This window comes from Novosphingopyxis iocasae (assembly GCF_014334095.1).
Classification (GTDB): domain Bacteria; phylum Pseudomonadota; class Alphaproteobacteria; order Sphingomonadales; family Sphingomonadaceae; genus Novosphingopyxis; species Novosphingopyxis iocasae.
Window position 1 is genome coordinate 2,221,516 of sequence record NZ_CP060495.1, and the last position, 17,560, is coordinate 2,239,075.

At 65.8% G+C, this 17,560-nt stretch carries 14 protein-coding genes; 6 read left to right on the plus strand and 8 right to left on the minus strand.

Annotation, left to right across the window (positions count from 1 at the left end):
- Window positions 1-12: 12 nt before the first annotated feature.
- Both sufB and H7X45_RS10650 read right to left on the minus strand, forming a co-directional pair.
- Window positions 13-1,521 (minus strand): Fe-S cluster assembly protein SufB, encoded by a 1,509-nt coding sequence (gene sufB, locus H7X45_RS10645; protein WP_198093564.1) that lies wholly within the window; start codon window positions 1,519-1,521, stop codon window positions 13-15.
- The gene (locus H7X45_RS10650; protein WP_187334857.1) at window positions 1,518-1,979 is read right to left on the minus strand and encodes an RrF2 family transcriptional regulator; all 462 of its coding nucleotides are present in this window, start codon (window positions 1,977-1,979) and stop codon (window positions 1,518-1,520) included. The genes sufB and H7X45_RS10650 overlap by 4 nt, the downstream gene beginning before the upstream one ends.
- A 152-nt stretch (window positions 1,980-2,131) precedes the next feature.
- On the opposite strand from H7X45_RS10650, the gene H7X45_RS10655 reads away from it, so the two are divergent.
- The 3 genes from H7X45_RS10655 (at window position 2,132) to H7X45_RS10665 (ending at window position 7,100) form a co-directional block, all read left to right on the plus strand.
- Window positions 2,132-3,169 (plus strand): quinone-dependent dihydroorotate dehydrogenase, encoded by a 1,038-nt coding sequence (locus H7X45_RS10655; RefSeq protein WP_187334858.1) that lies wholly within the window; start codon window positions 2,132-2,134, stop codon window positions 3,167-3,169.
- Between the two features lie 77 nt (window positions 3,170-3,246).
- Window positions 3,247-5,154 (plus strand): gamma-glutamyltransferase, encoded by a 1,908-nt coding sequence (gene ggt / locus H7X45_RS10660; protein ID WP_187334859.1) that lies wholly within the window; start codon window positions 3,247-3,249, stop codon window positions 5,152-5,154.
- Between the two features lie 188 nt (window positions 5,155-5,342).
- The gene (locus H7X45_RS10665) at window positions 5,343-7,100 is read left to right on the plus strand and encodes an AMP-dependent synthetase/ligase (RefSeq protein ID WP_246449881.1); all 1,758 of its coding nucleotides are present in this window, start codon (window positions 5,343-5,345) and stop codon (window positions 7,098-7,100) included.
- Window positions 7,101-7,134: 34 nt separating this feature from the next.
- Here the strand turns inward: H7X45_RS10665 and H7X45_RS10670 are convergent, their stop codons facing one another.
- The 5 genes from H7X45_RS10670 to H7X45_RS10690 all read right to left on the minus strand — a co-directional run bounded on the left by H7X45_RS10670 (window position 7,135) and on the right by H7X45_RS10690 (window position 10,422).
- Window positions 7,135-7,572, minus strand: coding sequence for a DUF6491 family protein (locus tag H7X45_RS10670; RefSeq protein ID WP_187334861.1), 438 nt, complete (start codon window positions 7,570-7,572; stop codon window positions 7,135-7,137).
- A gap of 85 nt (window positions 7,573-7,657) precedes the next feature.
- Window positions 7,658-8,380: a hydroxyacylglutathione hydrolase gene (gene gloB / locus H7X45_RS10675; RefSeq protein WP_187334862.1), complete on the minus strand. Its 723-nt coding sequence runs from the start codon at window positions 8,378-8,380 to the stop codon at window positions 7,658-7,660.
- Window positions 8,377-8,811, minus strand: coding sequence for a VOC family protein (locus H7X45_RS10680; RefSeq protein WP_187334863.1), 435 nt, complete (start codon window positions 8,809-8,811; stop codon window positions 8,377-8,379). Before H7X45_RS10680 ends, gloB begins: the two co-directional genes overlap by 4 nt.
- A 13-nt stretch (window positions 8,812-8,824) precedes the next feature.
- Complete coding sequence (locus H7X45_RS10685) at window positions 8,825-9,661, minus strand: tetratricopeptide repeat protein (RefSeq protein ID WP_187334864.1); 837 nt, start codon at window positions 9,659-9,661, stop codon at window positions 8,825-8,827.
- A complete protein-coding gene (locus H7X45_RS10690) occupies window positions 9,658-10,422 on the minus strand; it encodes an alpha/beta hydrolase (RefSeq protein ID WP_187334865.1) in 765 nt (254 codons plus the stop codon). The genes H7X45_RS10685 and H7X45_RS10690 overlap by 4 nt, the downstream gene beginning before the upstream one ends.
- Window positions 10,423-10,582: 160 nt before the next feature.
- Between H7X45_RS10690 and H7X45_RS10695 the strand changes: the two genes are divergently transcribed.
- Window positions 10,583-11,497, plus strand: a complete 915-nt coding sequence (locus H7X45_RS10695; RefSeq protein WP_214645486.1) for a sterol desaturase family protein — start codon at window positions 10,583-10,585, stop codon at window positions 11,495-11,497.
- 158 nt (window positions 11,498-11,655) lie between these two features.
- Window positions 11,656-12,333: a nitroreductase gene (locus tag H7X45_RS10700; protein WP_187334866.1), complete on the plus strand. Its 678-nt coding sequence runs from the start codon at window positions 11,656-11,658 to the stop codon at window positions 12,331-12,333.
- Between the two features lie 29 nt (window positions 12,334-12,362).
- Here the strand turns inward: H7X45_RS10700 and mutS are convergent, their stop codons facing one another.
- On the minus strand, window positions 12,363-14,975 hold the full coding sequence (gene mutS, locus H7X45_RS10705) for a DNA mismatch repair protein MutS (RefSeq protein WP_246449435.1): 2,613 nt from the start codon (window positions 14,973-14,975) through the stop codon (window positions 12,363-12,365).
- A 143-nt stretch (window positions 14,976-15,118) separates the two neighbouring features.
- Here mutS and H7X45_RS10710 point away from each other — a divergent pair, with 143 nt between their 5' ends.
- The gene (locus H7X45_RS10710) at window positions 15,119-17,383 is read left to right on the plus strand and encodes an NADP-dependent malic enzyme (protein ID WP_187334867.1); all 2,265 of its coding nucleotides are present in this window, start codon (window positions 15,119-15,121) and stop codon (window positions 17,381-17,383) included.
- The last annotated feature ends 177 nt before the right edge of the window (window positions 17,384-17,560 follow it).

A 17,560-nucleotide genomic window follows, 5' to 3' on the forward strand; every position in this document is an offset into this window, starting at 1 on the left:
CCAAGCGATGGGTCATCCCACGCTGCCTTCCAGCGAGATTGCCAGCAGCTTCTGCGCTTCGACGGCAAATTCCATCGGCAGCTGCTTCATCACGTCCTTGGCGAAACCGTTGACGATCAGCGCGACCGCCTGTTCTTCGTCGAGGCCGCGCTGCATGGCGTAGAACATCTGATCGTCGCTGATCTTGCTCGTCGTCGCCTCGTGCTCGATCGTCGCGGTGGGGTTCTTCACCTCGATATAGGGCACAGTGTGCGCGCCGCATTTGTCACCAAGCAACAGGCTGTCGCACTGCGTGAAGTTGCGGACATTCTCTGCATTCGGACCCACGCGCACCAGGCCGCGATAGCTGTTGTCGCTATGGCCCGCGCTGATGCCCTTGGAGATGATCGTCGAGCGGCTGCCTTTGCCGTTGTGGATCATCTTCGTACCGGTATCGGCCTGCTGGTAATTGTTGGTGAGCGCAACCGAATAGAACTCGCCCACGCTGTTTTCGCCGTTCAGTACGCAGCTGGGATATTTCCAGGTGATCGCGCTGCCGGTCTCCACCTGGGTCCAGCTGATCTTGCTGTTCTTCCCCTGACACAGGCCGCGCTTCGTCACGAAATTGTAGATGCCGCCCTTGCCCTCGGCATCGCCGGGATACCAGTTCTGGACAGTGCTGTACTTGATCTCGGCATCGTCGAGCGCGACCAGCTCGACCACTGCAGCGTGGAGCTGGTTTTCATCGCGCATCGGCGCGGTGCAGCCTTCAAGATAAGAGACGTAGGCGCCCTCATCCGCGACGATCAGCGTGCGTTCGAACTGGCCGGTATTTTCGGCATTGATTCGGAAATAGGTGCTGAGCTCCATCGGGCAGCGCACCCCCTTCGGAATGTAGACGAAAGTGCCGTCCGAAAAGACCGCGCTGTTGAGCGTGGCGAAATAATTGTCCTTCTGCGGCACCACCTTGCCAAGCCACTTCTTCACCAGCTCGGGATGCTCCCGGATCGCTTCCGAAATCGACAGGAAGATAACGCCGGCTTTGCTCAGCTCCTCGCGGAAGGTGGTGGCGACCGAAACGCTGTCGAACACCGCGTCGACGGCGACTTTCCGCGCGCCCTCGACATTGGCGAGCACCTTCTGCTCCTCGATCGGGATGCCGAGCTTCTTGTAGGTCTCGAGGATTTCCGGATCGAGCTCATCGAGCGAACCGATGGTCGGCTTCTTCTTGGGCTCCGCGTAATAGTACGCGTCCTGATAATCGATCATCGGAATGTTGAGCTTGGCCCAATCCGGCTCCGTCATCTCCTGCCACATGCGGAAGGCCTTGAGGCGCCAGTCGAGCATCCACTGCGGTTCTTCCTTCTTGGCGCTGATGAAGCGAACCGTATCTTCGCTCAAACCCTTGGGCGCGAAGTCCTGTTCGATGTTCGAGGACCAGCCATGTTCATAGGTCGAAGCGCGATCGACCGCCTCATGCGCCTCGCGATTCATCTCGTCGCGCTCGCTCTGACGGGTCTTCAGGGTCTGTTCTTCGGTCATGCGGATACCTTTTGGGCCGGCTCAGGTGCCGACAGACTGGAGAGGCTGATATTCTTGAGCGCGCCGCGCACCGCACCGTTCACCGCGGCGCTGTGCGGGCGGATATGACAATCCGCCTGGATCGCGCAATCCTGCGCATTTTCTGAGAGGCAGGCGGTGAGCGCGATGGGCCCTTCGACCGCCTCGACAATATCGGCAAGGCTGATCGCGGACGCGGGCCGGGCAAGGCGAATGCCCCCGCCGGTACCGCGCGTGGAACTGAGCAGGCCGCCCTTGGAAAGCAGACTGACAAGCTTCTGCGCGGTCGGCAGCGGCAGTTGCGTTTCCTCGGCCAGCTGCGTGGCGGAAATACGCGTGCGGCCCTTGCAATCGCTACCCACCAGCGATGCCGAGCCGCAGTGCCTTGCGGCTGCGGACATCAGGACAATCGCATAATCTGCCATGCTGCTGAGGCGCATGAAAAGCGGGCCACCTTAATCGGAGTGATTCGTTCCGATTGCCATGTGGGCCACGCCGCGCCTGAAATCAACCGCCGCCCGCCCATGCAAAGGAATAACCGTCCAACAGCGGACCTTGCATGATGCATCCGCCCTCACCATAGCGCCAGCGCATGTGGTTCAAGAGTTTCGCCCGCCCCGTCCTGTTCCAGATAGAGCCGGAGCGCGCGCACCGGCTGACGATCGAGATGCTGAAGCGCAAACCGCGAACCGCTGGACCAGTGGAGGACGCGGTCCTCGCATGCGAGGTGGCGGGACTGATCTTTCCCAATCCGGTCGGGCTGGCCGCAGGCGTCGACAAGGACGCCGAAGCCCCTTTGTCCTTCCTCGATCTCGGTTTCGGGTTCGCGGAAGTCGGCACGATCACGCCGTTGCCGCAGGAAGGCAATCCGCGCCCGCGCATCTTCCGGTTGGAAGAGGACCGCGCGATCGTGAACCGCCTCGGCTTCAACAATGGCGGCCAGGCTGCTGCGGCCAAGCGGCTGAAGCTCTATGCGCGCCGACCGGGCCCGATCGGCGTCAACATCGGGGCGAACAAGGATAGTCCGGACCGGATTGCCGATTATGCGCGCGGGGCCGCGGCGATGTGCCCCTATGCGGACTATCTCACGGTCAATGTTTCCTCGCCCAACACGCCGGGCCTGCGCGCTCTGCAAGACAAGGCGATGCTGTCCGCGCTGCTTGCGGCGGTCATCGAGAACAATCATCACGCCTGCCCCGTCTTCCTGAAGGTCGCGCCCGATCTGGAGCCTGCCGATATCGAGGATATCGCAGAAGTGGCGATCGATCAGGGCGTGGCGGCGCTCATCATCTCCAACACCACCATCACCCGGCCTCTTCTGCATTCAACGAAGGCGAGCGAGAGCGGAGGCCTTTCCGGCGCACCGCTGGCCGAGCTATCGGCGGCGCGGCTTACCGATTTTCGCCGGATATGCGGAAACCGCCTTCCCCTGATCGCGGTCGGCGGGATCGCGTCGGGAGCGGATGCCTATGCCCGCATCCGCGCAGGCGCATCGCTGGTGCAGCTCTATACCGCGCTGATCTATGAAGGTCCGGGCTTGGGCAGGCGGATCGCAAATGATCTTGCCGCGCTGCTGAAGCGTGACGGTTTCGAAAATGTGCGCGACGCGGTAGGTATCGACGTGGGTTGATCGATCATGCGGTGAAACCCCCGTCGTTCGCGGGGCGTTAAGCATCGAGGCCGCACGACGCGCCCGAAAGGACCGCCATGACCCGACCGATTCTCCGCCCGCTTCTTTCCCTAGCCGCAGCACTTGCTCTCACCGCACCTGCCGCTGCCGAAGCACCGCAGGACAGCTTCGGCAATCCCGCCGATCTGCCGGGCAGCTACGTCCCCTCGGTTCCCGAGCGTGAGCAGGCACCGCAGCCGCTGAATGCTGAGGAAACGCAGGCGCGCGAGGCCGAGCGTGCGGAAAGCGGAGAAACCGCTCCGTCATCGCAAGAAGATGCGGCCGCGAGCGCCAGTTTGTTCGCCGGCGGCAAGCTGATCCAGCCTTCCGGTCTTTCCGTCGGCCTGGCCTCCAGTGCCGATCCGCGCGCGACCGAGGTGGGCATGCAGATTCTGCGCGAGGGCGGCTCTGCCAGCGACGCGGCGATGGCTATGATGCTGGCGCTGACCGTCGTGGAACCGCAATCGAGTGGTATCGGTGGCGGAGGTTTTCTGGTCCATGCGTCCGGCACGGACGGTGCAATTACCACCATCGACGGCCGCGAGACCGCGCCGGTGGCCGCGCAGTCGGACCGGTTCCTGGGGCCGGACGGCCAGCCTCTGCCGTTCGTTCAGGCTTTTCAAGGCGGCAAATCGGTCGGCGTTCCGGGTAACATCCGCCTGATGTCGCTGGTCCATGAAAAATGGGGCAAGCTGCCTTGGGCCGATCTGTTCATGCCCGCGATCCAGCTCGCCGAGGGCGGGTTCGACGTCAACGAGACGCTGGAAGGCCGCCTGAAGGATATCGCGCCGCTTTGGGATCGTTTCCCGGAGGCGAAGGATATCTACTGGAAGAACGGCGCGCCTGCGAAAGTCGGCGATACGATCACCAATCCCAACCTCGCCGCCACCTTCGAACGGATGGCTGAGCTTGGCCCCGACGCTTTCTATTCGGGCCAGACCGCGCAGGAGATCATCAACGCCGTGCGCACCACGGCGGTGAATCCCAGCGACATGACGCAGGATGATCTGAACGCCTACCAAGCGATCGAGCGTGATGCCGTCTGCATGCCCTATCGCACCTACCGCATCTGCGGCATGGGGCCGCCCTCTTCGGGTGCGACCACGGTGCTGCAGATCCTGGGCATGCTGGAGAATTTCGATCTGCCCCAGCTTGGCTCGGGCAGCCCGGAAAGCTGGCACCTGATCGGTGAAGCCATGCAGCTCGCTTATGCGGACCGCGCAGCCTATCTGGGCGATCCCGGCTTCGTCTATGTCCCTGTCGATGGCCTGTTGAACAAGGATTATCTGAAAAACCGCGCCGCGCTCATCAAGCCGGACAGCGCGCTCGGCACCTATGAAGCCGGTACACCGCCCGAGGCGGAGCCGCGGACCGAAGCTCCTTCGAGCGAGGTGCCCGGCACCACCAATTTCGTGGCGGTCGACAAGGACGGCAATGTCGTCACCATGACATCCACGATCGAGGGGCCGTTCGGCAGCCAGCTGATGGCCGCAGGCTTCTTCCTGAATAATGAGCTGACCGATTTCACCTTTGCCCCCATGAAGGACGGTAAGCCCGTGGCCAATGCGGTGAAGGGCGGAAAGCGCCCGGTATCCTCCATGTCACCGACGATCGTGTTCGACAGCCAGGGCCGGCCCGTGCTGGCGCTCGGATCGGCGGGCGGCAAGCGCATCATCATGCATGTGGCCAAAACGCTGATCGGCTATCTCGATTGGGGCTATCCGCTGGAAGAGGCGATCGCGCTGCCCAATATTTTCTTCGGCGGTGACGGACTGATCGTGGAGCAGGGCACGCCGCTCGCAGCCTTGGCCCCGGAGATCGAGGCATTCGGCCAGCCCGTCGTGGTTGGCGACCTGCTGTCCAAGGTCAACGCTGCCCGCTGGACCGAAGAAGGCTGGGAAGGCGCCGCGGACCCGCGCAGCGAAGGAACCGCCCAGGCCGAGTGACCTTCGGCAAAGGCCGGTCTCGCCGCCCACTACGGCGAGACTGGCTTCCGGTACCTCGAGCTTTGACCGTTGCCCGCTCGCTTCCTGCGCGCTAGCTCTTGATGAGGAGCGGCCGCGGTTTCGATGGCCGCAGTGGAGAGCGACCTTTGGCATTCGACGCGTTCGACGGGTTTCCCAACCTCGTCACCATGTTTTTCGACAGAGCTGAGGAAAAGGGCGACGAGCCGTTCCTGTGGCGCAAGGAAAAGCGTGGCTGGGTATCGCTGAGCTGGCGCGAGGCGGCACGTCAGGTCGCGGGCTTTGCCAAATGCCTGCACGAACTTGGCATGAAAGCGGGCGACCGGGTGATGCTGGTGTCCGAAAATCGCCCGGAATGGTGCATCGCCGATCTGGGAATCATGGCGGCCGGCTGCATCACCGTTCCAACCTACACCTCCAACACGGAACGCGATCATCAGCATATTTTGGACGATAGCGGTGCGCGCGCCGTTGTGGTCTCCACTGCGAAGCTGGCACAGGTGCTGCTCCCGGCGCTGACCCGATCCAGCGGGGCGGAACATGTCATTGCGATGGAAGAGTTGCCGCGCCAACAAGCCGGCCAGCTGAGCATCTGCAAATTCTCGGACATTGCCCTGGGCACCGATCAAGACGTTGTCGATGCGCGCCGGCGTGTCAGCACCATCGGGCGCGACGAACTTGCCTGCATCATCTACACCAGCGGCACCGGCGGCGCGCCGCGCGGCGTGCGACAGCACCACGGCGCGATCCTGCACAATGTCGCCGGTGCCTCGCAGATCATCGCCGAAGATTTCGGTTGGGATGACGAGGTGTTCCTCTCCTTCCTGCCGCTCAGCCACGCTTATGAACATACCGGGGGGCAGTTCTTCCCAATCGGATTAGGCGCGCAGATCTATTATGCGGAGGGCCTGGAAAAGCTCGCCAGCAATATCGAAGAGACAAAACCCACGATCATGGTAGTGGTGCCGCGCCTGTTCGAGGTGCTGCGCACGCGGATCATCAAGGGTATCGAAAAGCAGGGAAAGGTGCCCCATTTCTTCCTTCAGCGTGCACAGGAAATCGGCGCGCGGCGCGCACAGGGCAGCCCGCGGCTTGGCGACAAGGCGGTGGACCTGCTGCTTGACCGCCTGTTCCGCCCCAAGATCCAGGCTAAGTTCGGTGGGCGCTTGAAGGCGATGGTATCGGGCGGCGCGCCGCTCAACCCGGAAATCGGCACCTTTTTCGATTCCATCGGTCTCTGTCTGCTACAGGGTTATGGCCAGACCGAATCGGCACCGATCATCAGCTGTAACCGGCCGAGCGCAGGCGTTCGTATGGAAACGGTCGGCCCGCCCCTGATGAACACCGAAGTGAAGATTGCCGAGGATGGCGAGCTGCTGGTGAAGGGCGAGCTCGTGATGCACGGGTATTGGCACAATGAGAGCGAAACGGCGCGCGTCCTGAAGGACGGCTGGCTGCATACCGGCGATATCGGGCATCTCGATGAAGCCGGGCGGATCGTCATTACCGACCGCAAGAAGGATATTATCGTCAACGACAAGGGCGATAATGTCGCGCCGCAGAAGGTGGAGGGCATGCTGACGCTCCAACCCGAAATCGCGCAGGCGATGATCGTAGGGGACAAGCGGCCCTATATGGTCGGACTGATCGTGCCGGACGCCGAATGGGCCGTGGAGTTTTGCCGTTCACATGGCTGCGGGTTCGATTTCCACAAAATCCAGAATCGCCCGGAATTCCGCAAGGTGATCGGTGAGGCGGTGGACCGCGTGAATGCCGATCTGTCGGTCACCGAACGGGTGCGCCGCTTCATCTTCGCCGACGAACCATTCTCCATCGAGAATGAGGAGATGACGCCGTCCATGAAGATCCGCCGCCACAAAATCCGCGAACGCTATGCCGAGCGGCTGGACGCGCTTTACCGCAGCTGATCGGTCCGGCTCGGCTTAGTGCCCCCTAAATCGCTCAACCCTTATCGGGGCTTACATAGGGCGTGAACTGACCCAGCGCGCAGGAACCGCCGAACATGCCGGTATTGCGGTCGACCAAGCGGATGATGTCACCGTTACAGGACTGCGACTGGAACTGGTCGGTCACGATGATGTCCCAGTTGCTCTCGATCCCCGGGCAGGATCCGCGCAGATTGTTCACATAGACCGGGCCGCCGCCCTGCTGATAGACCAGCACATTCGGGCTGACGCCGGTGCTGCTGGCGCTGCGCGTGCCGACAGGCAGGCAATTGACCGGCTCGCGCGCCACGCGGTCACCGATCAGCTTGGCAAGCTTCTCGCTCTGCTGGGCGGTGAGCGGAGCGGCCGCGGTGTCACGCGGCGCATTGGCACAGCCACCGAGCGTCAACGCTCCTGCAGCGGCGAGGGTAAAGGCTAGGGCAGCGCGCGGCATGACGATCTCTCCATTAATGACAAAGACCCCTGTACTTTCTTAACGCAGCGCGTGGCGCAAAGGTTGCGCGCGCGGCAGCCGCCGATCAGGCGGCGTCTTTCGCCGCGCGGCGCTTGGCCAGTTCCTCCACCGAGCCTGCACGCATGAACGGATTGGTGGCCTTCTCCGCGGCGATATCGGTCGGAACCGTCGCCTCGCCCCGCGCACGTTTGGCACGCACCTCGTCCATCCGCTCCACCAGCGCCTCGTTCTGCGGCTCCACCGCCAGCGCGAAGTCGCCGTTCGCCTCGGTATACTCATGCGCGCAGTAGATGACGGTCTCGTCCGGCATGGCTTCGAACTTGCGCATCGCGGCGTACATCTGCGCCGCATCGCCTTCGAACAATCGCCCGCAACCCATGGCGAACAGCGTATCGCCGACGAAAGCGACGTCTTCACCGGGCAGGTGATAGGCGATATGCCCGGCGGTGTGGGCGGGCACGTCGAGCACCTTTGCCTCGACCGCGCCGAGCGTCACCACATCGCCTTCGCCCACCAGCCGGTCGAGTGTGGGAATGCGCTCGGCCTCCGCTTTCGGGCCCGTCACCGTGCAGCCGGTCGCAGCCTTGATCGCTTCGTTGCCGCCGGTGTGATCGGGATGCCAGTGCGTGTTCCAAATCTGCGTAACCGTCCAGCCGCGCTCCTTCGCCGCGTTCAGCACCGGATCGGCCACCGCAGGATCGACCACCATCGTCTCGCCGCTCGCGGGTTCGTGGACCAGCCAGACATAGTTGTCGTTAAGGACGGGAATGCGGACGATCTCCATCACCAGCTCCCCACATTCTCCATCGAGGCCCAGGGTTCGGCAGGCTCCTTCGCGCCGTCCTTCTGCAGCAGCTCGATCGAGATGCCATCGGGCGAGCGCACGAATGCCATGCGCCCGTCGCGCGGCGGGCGGTTGATGGTCACGCCGCCGTCCTGCAGCCGCCGGCAGCTCTCATAGATGTCGTCGACCGCATAAGCGAGGTGCCCGAAGTTGCGCCCGCCGCTATACTCTTCGGGCGCGCTGCCGTCCTCGGGCGGCCAATTCCAGGTCAGTTCGACTTCGGCGCCGTCGTCGCCCGGCGCGGCCAGGAAGACGAGCGTGAAGCGCCCGGCCTCCACCTCCTTGCGGCGGACCTCCTTGAGGCCGAGCAGATCGAAGAAGCGGAGCGTTGCGTCGATGTCGGTGACGCGGATCATGGTGTGGAGATAGTGCATGGGGCCCTCCCTATCACGATCCGACGGGCGGCGTCACGGGCGCTTGCGCAGGCTCGTCCGCAGCGGCGAGCGTTGCCAGCTGCGCGATCGCGGCCTCAGCTTGCGCGGTTCCCGGTGCCGCCGCGGCGACCTTCTGCCACTTCGCCTTGGCCATCGCCATATCTCCCTTGAGCGCGGCGATGTTGCCGCTTTCCAGCAGGACGGCGGGCTCTTCGGGCGCCAGCGCCTCGGCGGTTTCTATCGCGGACGCCGCCTTCATCAGATCGTCCATGCGCCGCGCCAGCGTGGCGGTGAGCAGCCAGGCGAGCGGGTCCTGCGGCACCAGTTCGGTAGCACGCGCCAACGCCGTTGCCGCCTCGTCTGCGCGTCCGGCAGCCACCAGCGCCCGCGCGCGGTCCAGCTGCACCTCTCCCAGCGCCTTGCCGGCAAGCTGGCCCGTCGCGATCGCGCGGTCGAAATGGGAGAGCGCCGCCCCGCCCTGCCCGTCCGCCAGCGCGGCATTGCCCGCCTGCATCCAGAGATTGCCCGTATCCGGACGGTCCAGTTCACCCGCCAGCATCGCGGCCTTGGCGAAGGCGGCCTCGGCCCGGTCCCAGCGTTCGCTGCCCGCTTCGGCCAACCCCAGGCATTGCTGCGCGGGCACGCCGCCATTGCCCGCAATCCACTCGTTCGCGCGCACCACCGCCGTCACCGGATCGGTCGCCGCCAGCTCTAGGCACTCGCCCAATCGAGGATCGACGGTGGCGGCCACTTGCGTTTGCGGCGTGGCAGCAGGAACGGGGGCAGCAGGCACAGAAGCAGCGGGCGCGGGGCCGACTTGCAGCGCGAGAGCGAGCAGAAGCGGTGTCATGAAGCGGCGATATCCTCGTAGAGACGGTCCACCGTCGCGGCGAGCAGCCGGAGATCGGACTCGCGCGACAGGCGGTGGTCGCCATTCTTGACCAGAACGGTCTGCACATCGTCTGAACGCAGGGCCGCGGCGAGCTTCAGCGAGATGGGGTGCGGCACGTCGGCATCGCACTGCCCGTGCAGAAGACGCACCGGACAGTCGATCGCGATCGGACCGTCCAGCAGCAGGTTCGCCTCGCCTGATCGCCAGAAGGCGGCGGTGGTCGGCGTGGGCTCGGGCCCGTACTCGTTCGCCTCAAACACCGTCTCGCCGCGTTCGAACTGCGCCACCTGTTCGGGCGTGAAGCCCCAGCGGGTGAAGTCGGGCGCGGCGGCGATGCCGACGATGCCCGCCATGCGCGGCCCCAGCGCCAACGCGGCGAGCAGCATCAGCCAGCCGCCCATGCTCGATCCGACGAGGATCAGGGCCCCTTGCGTCCGCTCGCCGATCACATGCAGCGTGTCGGCCAGGAAGCTCTCCAGCGTCTGATCCTCGAACGCGCCGCCGCTCGCTCCGCAGCCCGCATAGTCGAACAGCAGCGCCGCGCGGCCCGCATCGGCGGCGCGATCGAACAGCATGGTCGCCTTGGACCCGGCCATGTCGGACTTGTAGCCGGGGAGGAAGACCAGCGTCGGCCCCGCGCCCTCGACCTGCCGGAACGCCAGCCGCTCGCCGCCGGGACGCTCGGTGAACTGCACCTCTGCCGATCCGGCCGCGCTCATGCCGCGCCCCCCAGCTTCACACAGTTCACACTGTCCAGGAGGGGGAAAAGCGAGGGCCGCGGAGCACGGGTCCGGGGCGCATGCGGGCGGGTCGAGCGGGCAATCATCATGATCCGGTCTCTACCACCGACGGGGCGCTGTAGGAAAGTTTCGCGAAGCGATGGTGCGGTCCGAGAAGGAACCGCCGCGCCCGTTCGCGCGTCCCCGCTGCATGGACGCACCGCCCAAGCAAAGCACCGCACGCCCCGGCATCGCGGCGATCGCGGGCGGCGTGCTGATCGGCGCGGCGGCGATCGGCATCCTGTGGGCCGAACGCGCCCAGCCGCTGCGCCAGCCCACCCGTCCGCGCACGCGCCGCACGATCGTCAATCTGGCGCTCGGCGCGATGAGCATGGCGGCAGTGAACCGGATCGAAGCGCCGATGACGCAGCCGCTGGCGCGCGCAGCGGAGCGCAAGCGCCGCGGCCTCGTCCAGCTTCTGCCCGGCCCCGCCTGGCTGCGCGACGCGGCGGCGGTGCTGTTGATGGATTACACGGTGTATCTCTGGCACGTCGCGACGCATCGCGTGCCGTTCCTGTGGCGCTTCCACCTCGTCCATCATGACGATCTGGATCTCGACGCGAGCACCGCGATCCGTTTCCACGCCGTCGATATGGCGATCAGCGCGCCCTATCGCGGGGCCCAGGTAGCGCTGATCGGCACCTCGCCCCGCGCGCTGCAGATCTGGCAAGGCTGGTTCTTCTTCTCCGTGCTGTTCCACCACAGCAATTTGCGCCTGCCGGAGCGGATCGAGCGCGTACTGGCGCGCTTCGTCACCACGCCGCGCATGCACGGCATCCATCATTCCGCGGTGAAGGCGGAGACCGACAGCAACTGGTCCAGCGGATTTGCCTTCTGGGACCATCTGCACGGCACCTTTCGGCTGGATGTGCCGCAGGAGGCAATCGCGATCGGCGTTCCAGCCTACCGCGACCCGGACGAGCTGGGCTTTCGCGATTCGCTGGCGCTGCCGTTCGTGGAGCAGCGGGATGCCTGGGTAGGGGCTGTTCGGGCGGATGATGCGCGCAGGCGATAGGCGCCCGACCCGAACCCAAGTGACACGGTGCTTCGACAAGCTCAGCACGAACGGAGGTAGGGAAGCAGTGCGGCAAACCACCCTTCGCCCTGAGCCTGTCGAAGGGCCGTCCTTCTTCCACCCTTGCGAGCACGCCCGCCGATCCGCATACCGAAGCCATGACCGATCTTCCCGCCGCCTTCGAAACCATCGCCAAATCCCGTCGCTCGGTGCGTGCGTTCAAGCCCGACCCGATCCCGCAGGAACTGCTGGAACACATCTTCCGCATTGCCGGCACCGCGCCCAGCAATTGCAACGCGCAGCCCTGGATCACCCATGTCGTCTCCGGCGATCGGCTCCGCCAGATCGAGGAAAAGCTGATCGCCGCCGTGCGCGCGGGCGATGCCGATCCGGACGCCGGGCACCGCGAGGACCCCTATGTCGGCATCTACAAGGAAAGGCGGATCGGCGCGGCGGTGGCGCTGTTCGAGGCGACGGGCGTCGGCCGTCACGACAAGGAAGCGCGCGAGGAAAGCTTCCTGCGCAATTATCGCTTCTTCGATGCGCCGCACGCCGCCTGGTTCTTCATGCCGCCGGCCTTCGGACTGCACGGCGCGGCGGATATCGGCATGTATGCGCAGACGCTGATGCTGGCGCTTGCGGCGAACGGCATGGGCAGCTGCGCGCAAGGGGCGCTCGGCCATTATTCCAATGTGGTGAAGCGCGAACTGGGCGTGGACGAAGGGCTAGCCTGCACCTTCGGCCTGAGCTTCGGTTATCCCGACGAGGACCATCCGAGCACCAAGGCGATCACCGACCGCGCGCCGCTGGGCGATCTGGTGCACTTCCACGGTTAGGCGGTCGGCTCCCGACGCCAAGCCTCGCCCTACTCGCCCGCCTCGCGCTTCAGTTCATAGAGCTTCTCCAGCGCCTCGCGCGGGGAGAGCGCGTCGACGTCCAGCGCGCGCAAGCCTTCACGCAGGGTATCGCACTGTTCCTCCTCCGCCTCCACCGCCGCGGCGAAGAGCGGCAGATCGCCGAGCCCCGCGGCGAGGCCGCCGGTTTCCGCGCGGCCCTTTTCCAGCTTGTCCAGCACCGCCTTCGCCCGCGCCAGCACCGGCGGCGGAAGCCCGGCGAGTTTGGCGACGGCAAGGCCGTAGCTGCGATCGGCGGGACCGGCAGCGAGTTCGTGGAGCAGCACCAGCTCGCCCTTCCATTCGCGCGCGCGGACATGGCGTAGGCTGAGCGCGTCCAGCGTATCGGCAAGGCGCGTCAGCTCGTGATAATGGGTGGCGAACAGGCAGCGGCTGCGGTTGGTCTCGTGGATCGCCTCCACCACCGACCAGGCGAGCGCGAGGCCGTCATAGGTGGACGTGCCGCGCCCGACCTCGTCCAGGATGACGAAGCTGTTTTCGGTAGCCTGGCTCAGGATCGCGGCGGTCTCGACCATCTCGACCATGAAGGTGGAGCGGCCGCGCGCCAGATTGTCCGATGCGCCGACGCGGCTGAACAGCCGGTCAACGATGCCGAGGCGCGCCGAGGATGCGGGCACGAAGCTGCCCGCCTGAGCCAGCAACACGATGAGCGCGTTCTGGCGAAGGAAGGTGGACTTGCCGCCCATATTGGGGCCGGAAACGAGCCACAGCCGTTCGTCCGGGCCGAGCCCGCAATCATTGGCGACGAACCGCTCGCCCGATGCGGCCAGCGCGCTTTCCACCACCGGGTGGCGTCCGCCGACAACCTCGAAACAGGCATGGTCGGCAAAAGCCGGGCGACACCAGCCGCTGGCGGCGGCGCGTTCGGCCAGCGCGGCGGCGACATCGAGCCGGGCGAGCGCATCCGCCGCCGCAGCGATCCGCTCACGCCGCGCCGCCGTTTCCTCGATCAGCGTTTCCAGATGCGCGGCCTCTGCCGCCTGCGCGCGGGCCCCCGCCTCGACGATGCGCGCGGCCTGTTCGTGCAGCGCGCTGGAATTGAACCGCACCGCGCCCGCCAGCGTCTGGCGATGGGTGAAGCCGCTATCCTCGGCCATGAGCTTGTCGCCATGCTTGGCCGGCACCTCGACGAAATAGCCGAGCACATTGTTGTGCTTGATCTTCAGCGCCGGAATGCCCGTCGTCTCGCGATAATCGGCTTCCAGCGCGGCGATGGCGCGGCGCCCCCCGCTCGCGGTTTCGCGCAGATCGTCCAGCCCCGCATCGAACCCGGCGGCGATGTAGCCGCCTTGCGCGGTCTCGGTCGGCGGCGAGGGCACGAGCGCACGCGCCAGCAGGTCTGCTAGATCGCCGTGCCCGCCCAGCGCGGGGATCAGAGCGTCCAGCAGCGGCGGGCGGCCCTCGGTCTTTTCCAGGCGGGATTTGAGCAGGTGCGCGCCATGCAGCCCGTCGCGAATCTGCCCCAGATCGCGCGGGCTCCCCCGCCCCGCCGTCACGCGGCCGAGCGCGCGGGCGATATCGGGCAGCGCGCGCAACGCCTCGCGCAGCGCGGTGCGGACCGAGACGGTATCATGCGCCCAGGCGACCAGCGCCAGCCGGTCCTCGATCTGCGCACGGTCGGTCAGCGGCGCGGCGAGATCACGCGCGAGCAGCCGCGCGCCCGCCCCCGTCACGGTGCGGTCGACGTCGTGCAGCAGACTGCCGCGCCGCCCACCGCCCTGCGCCGCGACGATCTCAAGACTCTCGCGCGTCGCCTGGTCGAGCCCCAGATGATCGCTATCGCGCTGCGCCTGCGGCGGTGCGAGATAAGGCAGCGCAGCCCCTTGCGCGCTGTGCGTCAGATAGGCGACGAGGCCCCCGGCGGCGGCCAGCTCCGCCCGCCCGAAATCGCCCAGGCCATCGAGCGTTGCGACACCGTACAACTCGCGCAGTCGCTTCGCCCCGCTTTCGCTGTCGAACGCGCCGGGGTTGTGGGCGATGCTGCCTGCCGGCGCGCCGTCGAGGCGGCCCGAACAGACGATCTCGCTGGGCCGCAGCCGCGCCAGCTCCGTCTCCAGCGAAGCGCGCTCGCACGCCATCAGCTCGAACCGGCCGCTCGATATGTCCGCCGCGGCAATGCCGATCTGGCCGTTCGCCTCTGCGAGGGCCACGAGCATATTGTCGGACCGCGCATCGAGCAGGCTGTCCTCGGTCAGCGTGCCCGCGGTAACGAAGCGCACGATCTCGCGCGCCACCAGCGCCTTGGAGCCGCGGCCTTCTTCTTTCGCGCGCTTCTTGGCTTGTTCCGGCGTCTCGGTCTGTTCGGCAATGGCGACGCGGTGGCCGGCCTTGATCAGCCGCGCCAGATAGGCGTCCGCGCTGTGCACCGGCACGCCGCACATCGGGATCGGTTCGCCCTCGCTGCTCCCGCGCGAGGTGAGCGCGATGTCCAGCGTCTCGGCGGCGGCCTTCGCATCCTCGAAGAACAACTCGAAGAAATCGCCCATGCGATAGAACAGCAGGCAATCGCCCGCGCGCGCCTTCAGCGCGTGATATTGCTCCATCATCGGGGTGGGTCCGGCCATGGCGCGCTCGATAGCGAAGGCGCGGCGGCATCGCCAGCGATCCATGCAGAGACACCGCGCGGCAGGCGAAATTAGCGGCTTACCCCCGTTGTACCGCCTCGCCCTAGCGTCTAGGCCGTTGCTGCAATCAGAAAGGGCCCGACATGAGCGACAGCGTGATCCAGTTTTCAGACCGCGAGGCGCTGAACTTCCACAGCCAGGGGCGCCCCGGCAAGATCGAGATCATCGCGTCCAAGCCCGTCGCCACGCAGCGCGACCTCAGCCTCGCTTACTCGCCCGGCGTCGCGGTGCCGGTGAAGGCCATCGCCGAAGACCCGGGCAAGGCTTACGAGCTGACCGCGAAAGGCAATCTGGTCGCCGTCATTTCCAACGGCACCGCGATCCTCGGCCTCGGCAATCTGGGCGCGCTGGCGTCGAAGCCGGTGATGGAAGGCAAGGCGGTGCTGTTCAAGCGCTTCGCCGACGTCGATTCGATCGATATCGAGATCAAGACCGAGGATGCGGACCGCTTCATCGAGGCGGTGGAGCTGATGGAACCCAGCTTCGGCGGCATCAATCTGGAAGATATCGCCGCGCCCGAATGCTTCATCATCGAGCAGACCCTGCGCGAGCGGATGAACATCCCCGTCTTTCACGACGATCAGCACGGCACCGCGATCATCGCGGCGGCGGGCCTCATCAACGCCTGCATGCTGACGGGGCGCAAGCTCAAGGATATCAAGATGGTCTGCAACGGCGCGGGCGCGGCGGCCATCGCCTGCACCGAGCTGATCAAGGCGATGGGCGTGCCGCACGACCATGTCATCATGTGCGATCGCGACGGGCCGATCTATCAGGGCCGCACCGCGAAGATGGACCAGTGGAAATCGGCCCATGCGGTGAAAACCGATGCGCGCACTTTGGCCGAAGCGCTGGAAGGCGCGGACGTGTTCCTGGGCCTGTCCGCCGGCGGCGCGCTGAAGCCCGAGATGGTCGACCGGATGGCCGAAGACCCGATCATCTTCGCCATGGCCAATCCCGATCCCGAAATCCTGCCCGAACTGGCGCGCGAAGTGCGCCCGCAGGCGATCATCGCCACGGGCCGGTCCGATTACCCCAACCAGGTCAACAATGTGCTGGGCTTCCCGTTCATCTTCCGCGGCGCGCTGGATGTGCGCGCCACGACGATCAACGAGGATATGAAGATCGCCGCCGCCCACGCCATCGCCGAACTGGCGCGTGAGCGGGTGCCGGAGGAAGTGGCCGATGCCTATGGCGGCCATGCCCACAAATTCGGGCGCGACTATATCATCCCCGCCCCGTTCGATCCGCGCCTGATGGAAGTGGTCGCCTCCGCCGTCGCGCAGGCGGCGATGGATTCGGGCGTCGCGCAGAAACCGATCGAGGATATGGACGCCTATCGCCGCTCGCTGCGTGCGCGCCTCAACCCCACCATTTCGGTGCTGACGCAGGTGTACGAAAATGCGCGCGAGGAGCCCAAGCGCGTGATCTTTGCCGAAGCGGAGGAAGAGGTGGTGCTGCGGGCCGCCATCCAGTTCCGCGACGGCGGCTACGGCGTGCCGGTGCTGGTGGGCCGCGACAAGGCGGTGGTCGACATGCTGCACAAGATGGGCGTCGACAATCCGGGCAGTTTCGAGATCCACAACAGCGTCTCCTCCCCCCATGTCGGCGCGATGGTGGAGATGCTGTACGAGCGGCTCCAGCGGCGCGGCTATCTGCGGCGCGACGTGCAGCGCATGGTGAACCGGGATCGCAACATCTTCGGCTCGGCGCTTCTGAAGCTGGGCCAGGCCGATGCGATGATCACCGGCACCACGCGCACCTATAGCCAGTCGCTGCGCGAGGTGCGCCGCGTGCTCGATCCCACGCCGGGCGCGCATCCCTTCGGCATCCACGTGATGGTCGGCAAAAGCCACACCGTGTTCATTGCCGACACCACGGTGAACGAACGGCCGACCCCGGAGATGCTGGCGCACATTGCCGAGCAGACCGCCAAGGTGGCCAAGCGCATGGGCCAGGAACCGCGCGTCGCCTTCCTCAGCTATTCCACCTTCGGCAATCCGGAGGGCAAGTGGCTGGACAATATCCGCGGCGCGATCACGCTGCTGGACCAGCGCGGCGCCGGCTTCGAATATGAAGGCGAGATGCCGCCGGACGTGGCGCTGAACCCGGAGCTCATGAAGAACTATCCCTTCATGCGCCTGTCGGAGCCGGCCAATGTGCTCATCATGCCCGGTCTGCAATCGGCAAACTTAAGCGCCAAGATCCTGCGCGAACTGGGCGGAGACCGCACCATCGGCCCGATGCTGCTCGGCATCGAGAAGCCGGTGCAGATCGCCACGATGAGCTCGACCGCGTCCGAACTGGTGACGCTGGCCGTGCTCGCGGCTGCCGGTACGGTGGAATAAGCGTTTGAGGGGGGTGGCGCGGGGCTTCCTGGCCTTGCGCCGCTCCGTTCGATCGACAGCAAAGCCAAGGAAATCCAACCGCGTCGCCGCCGCGCAAGCAGGAGCGATATCGTTCTTTCGTGAAAACGGCGCGCGTTAAACCGCGATCCGCCCGCTAGACGCTGCGTGCGACGGCAG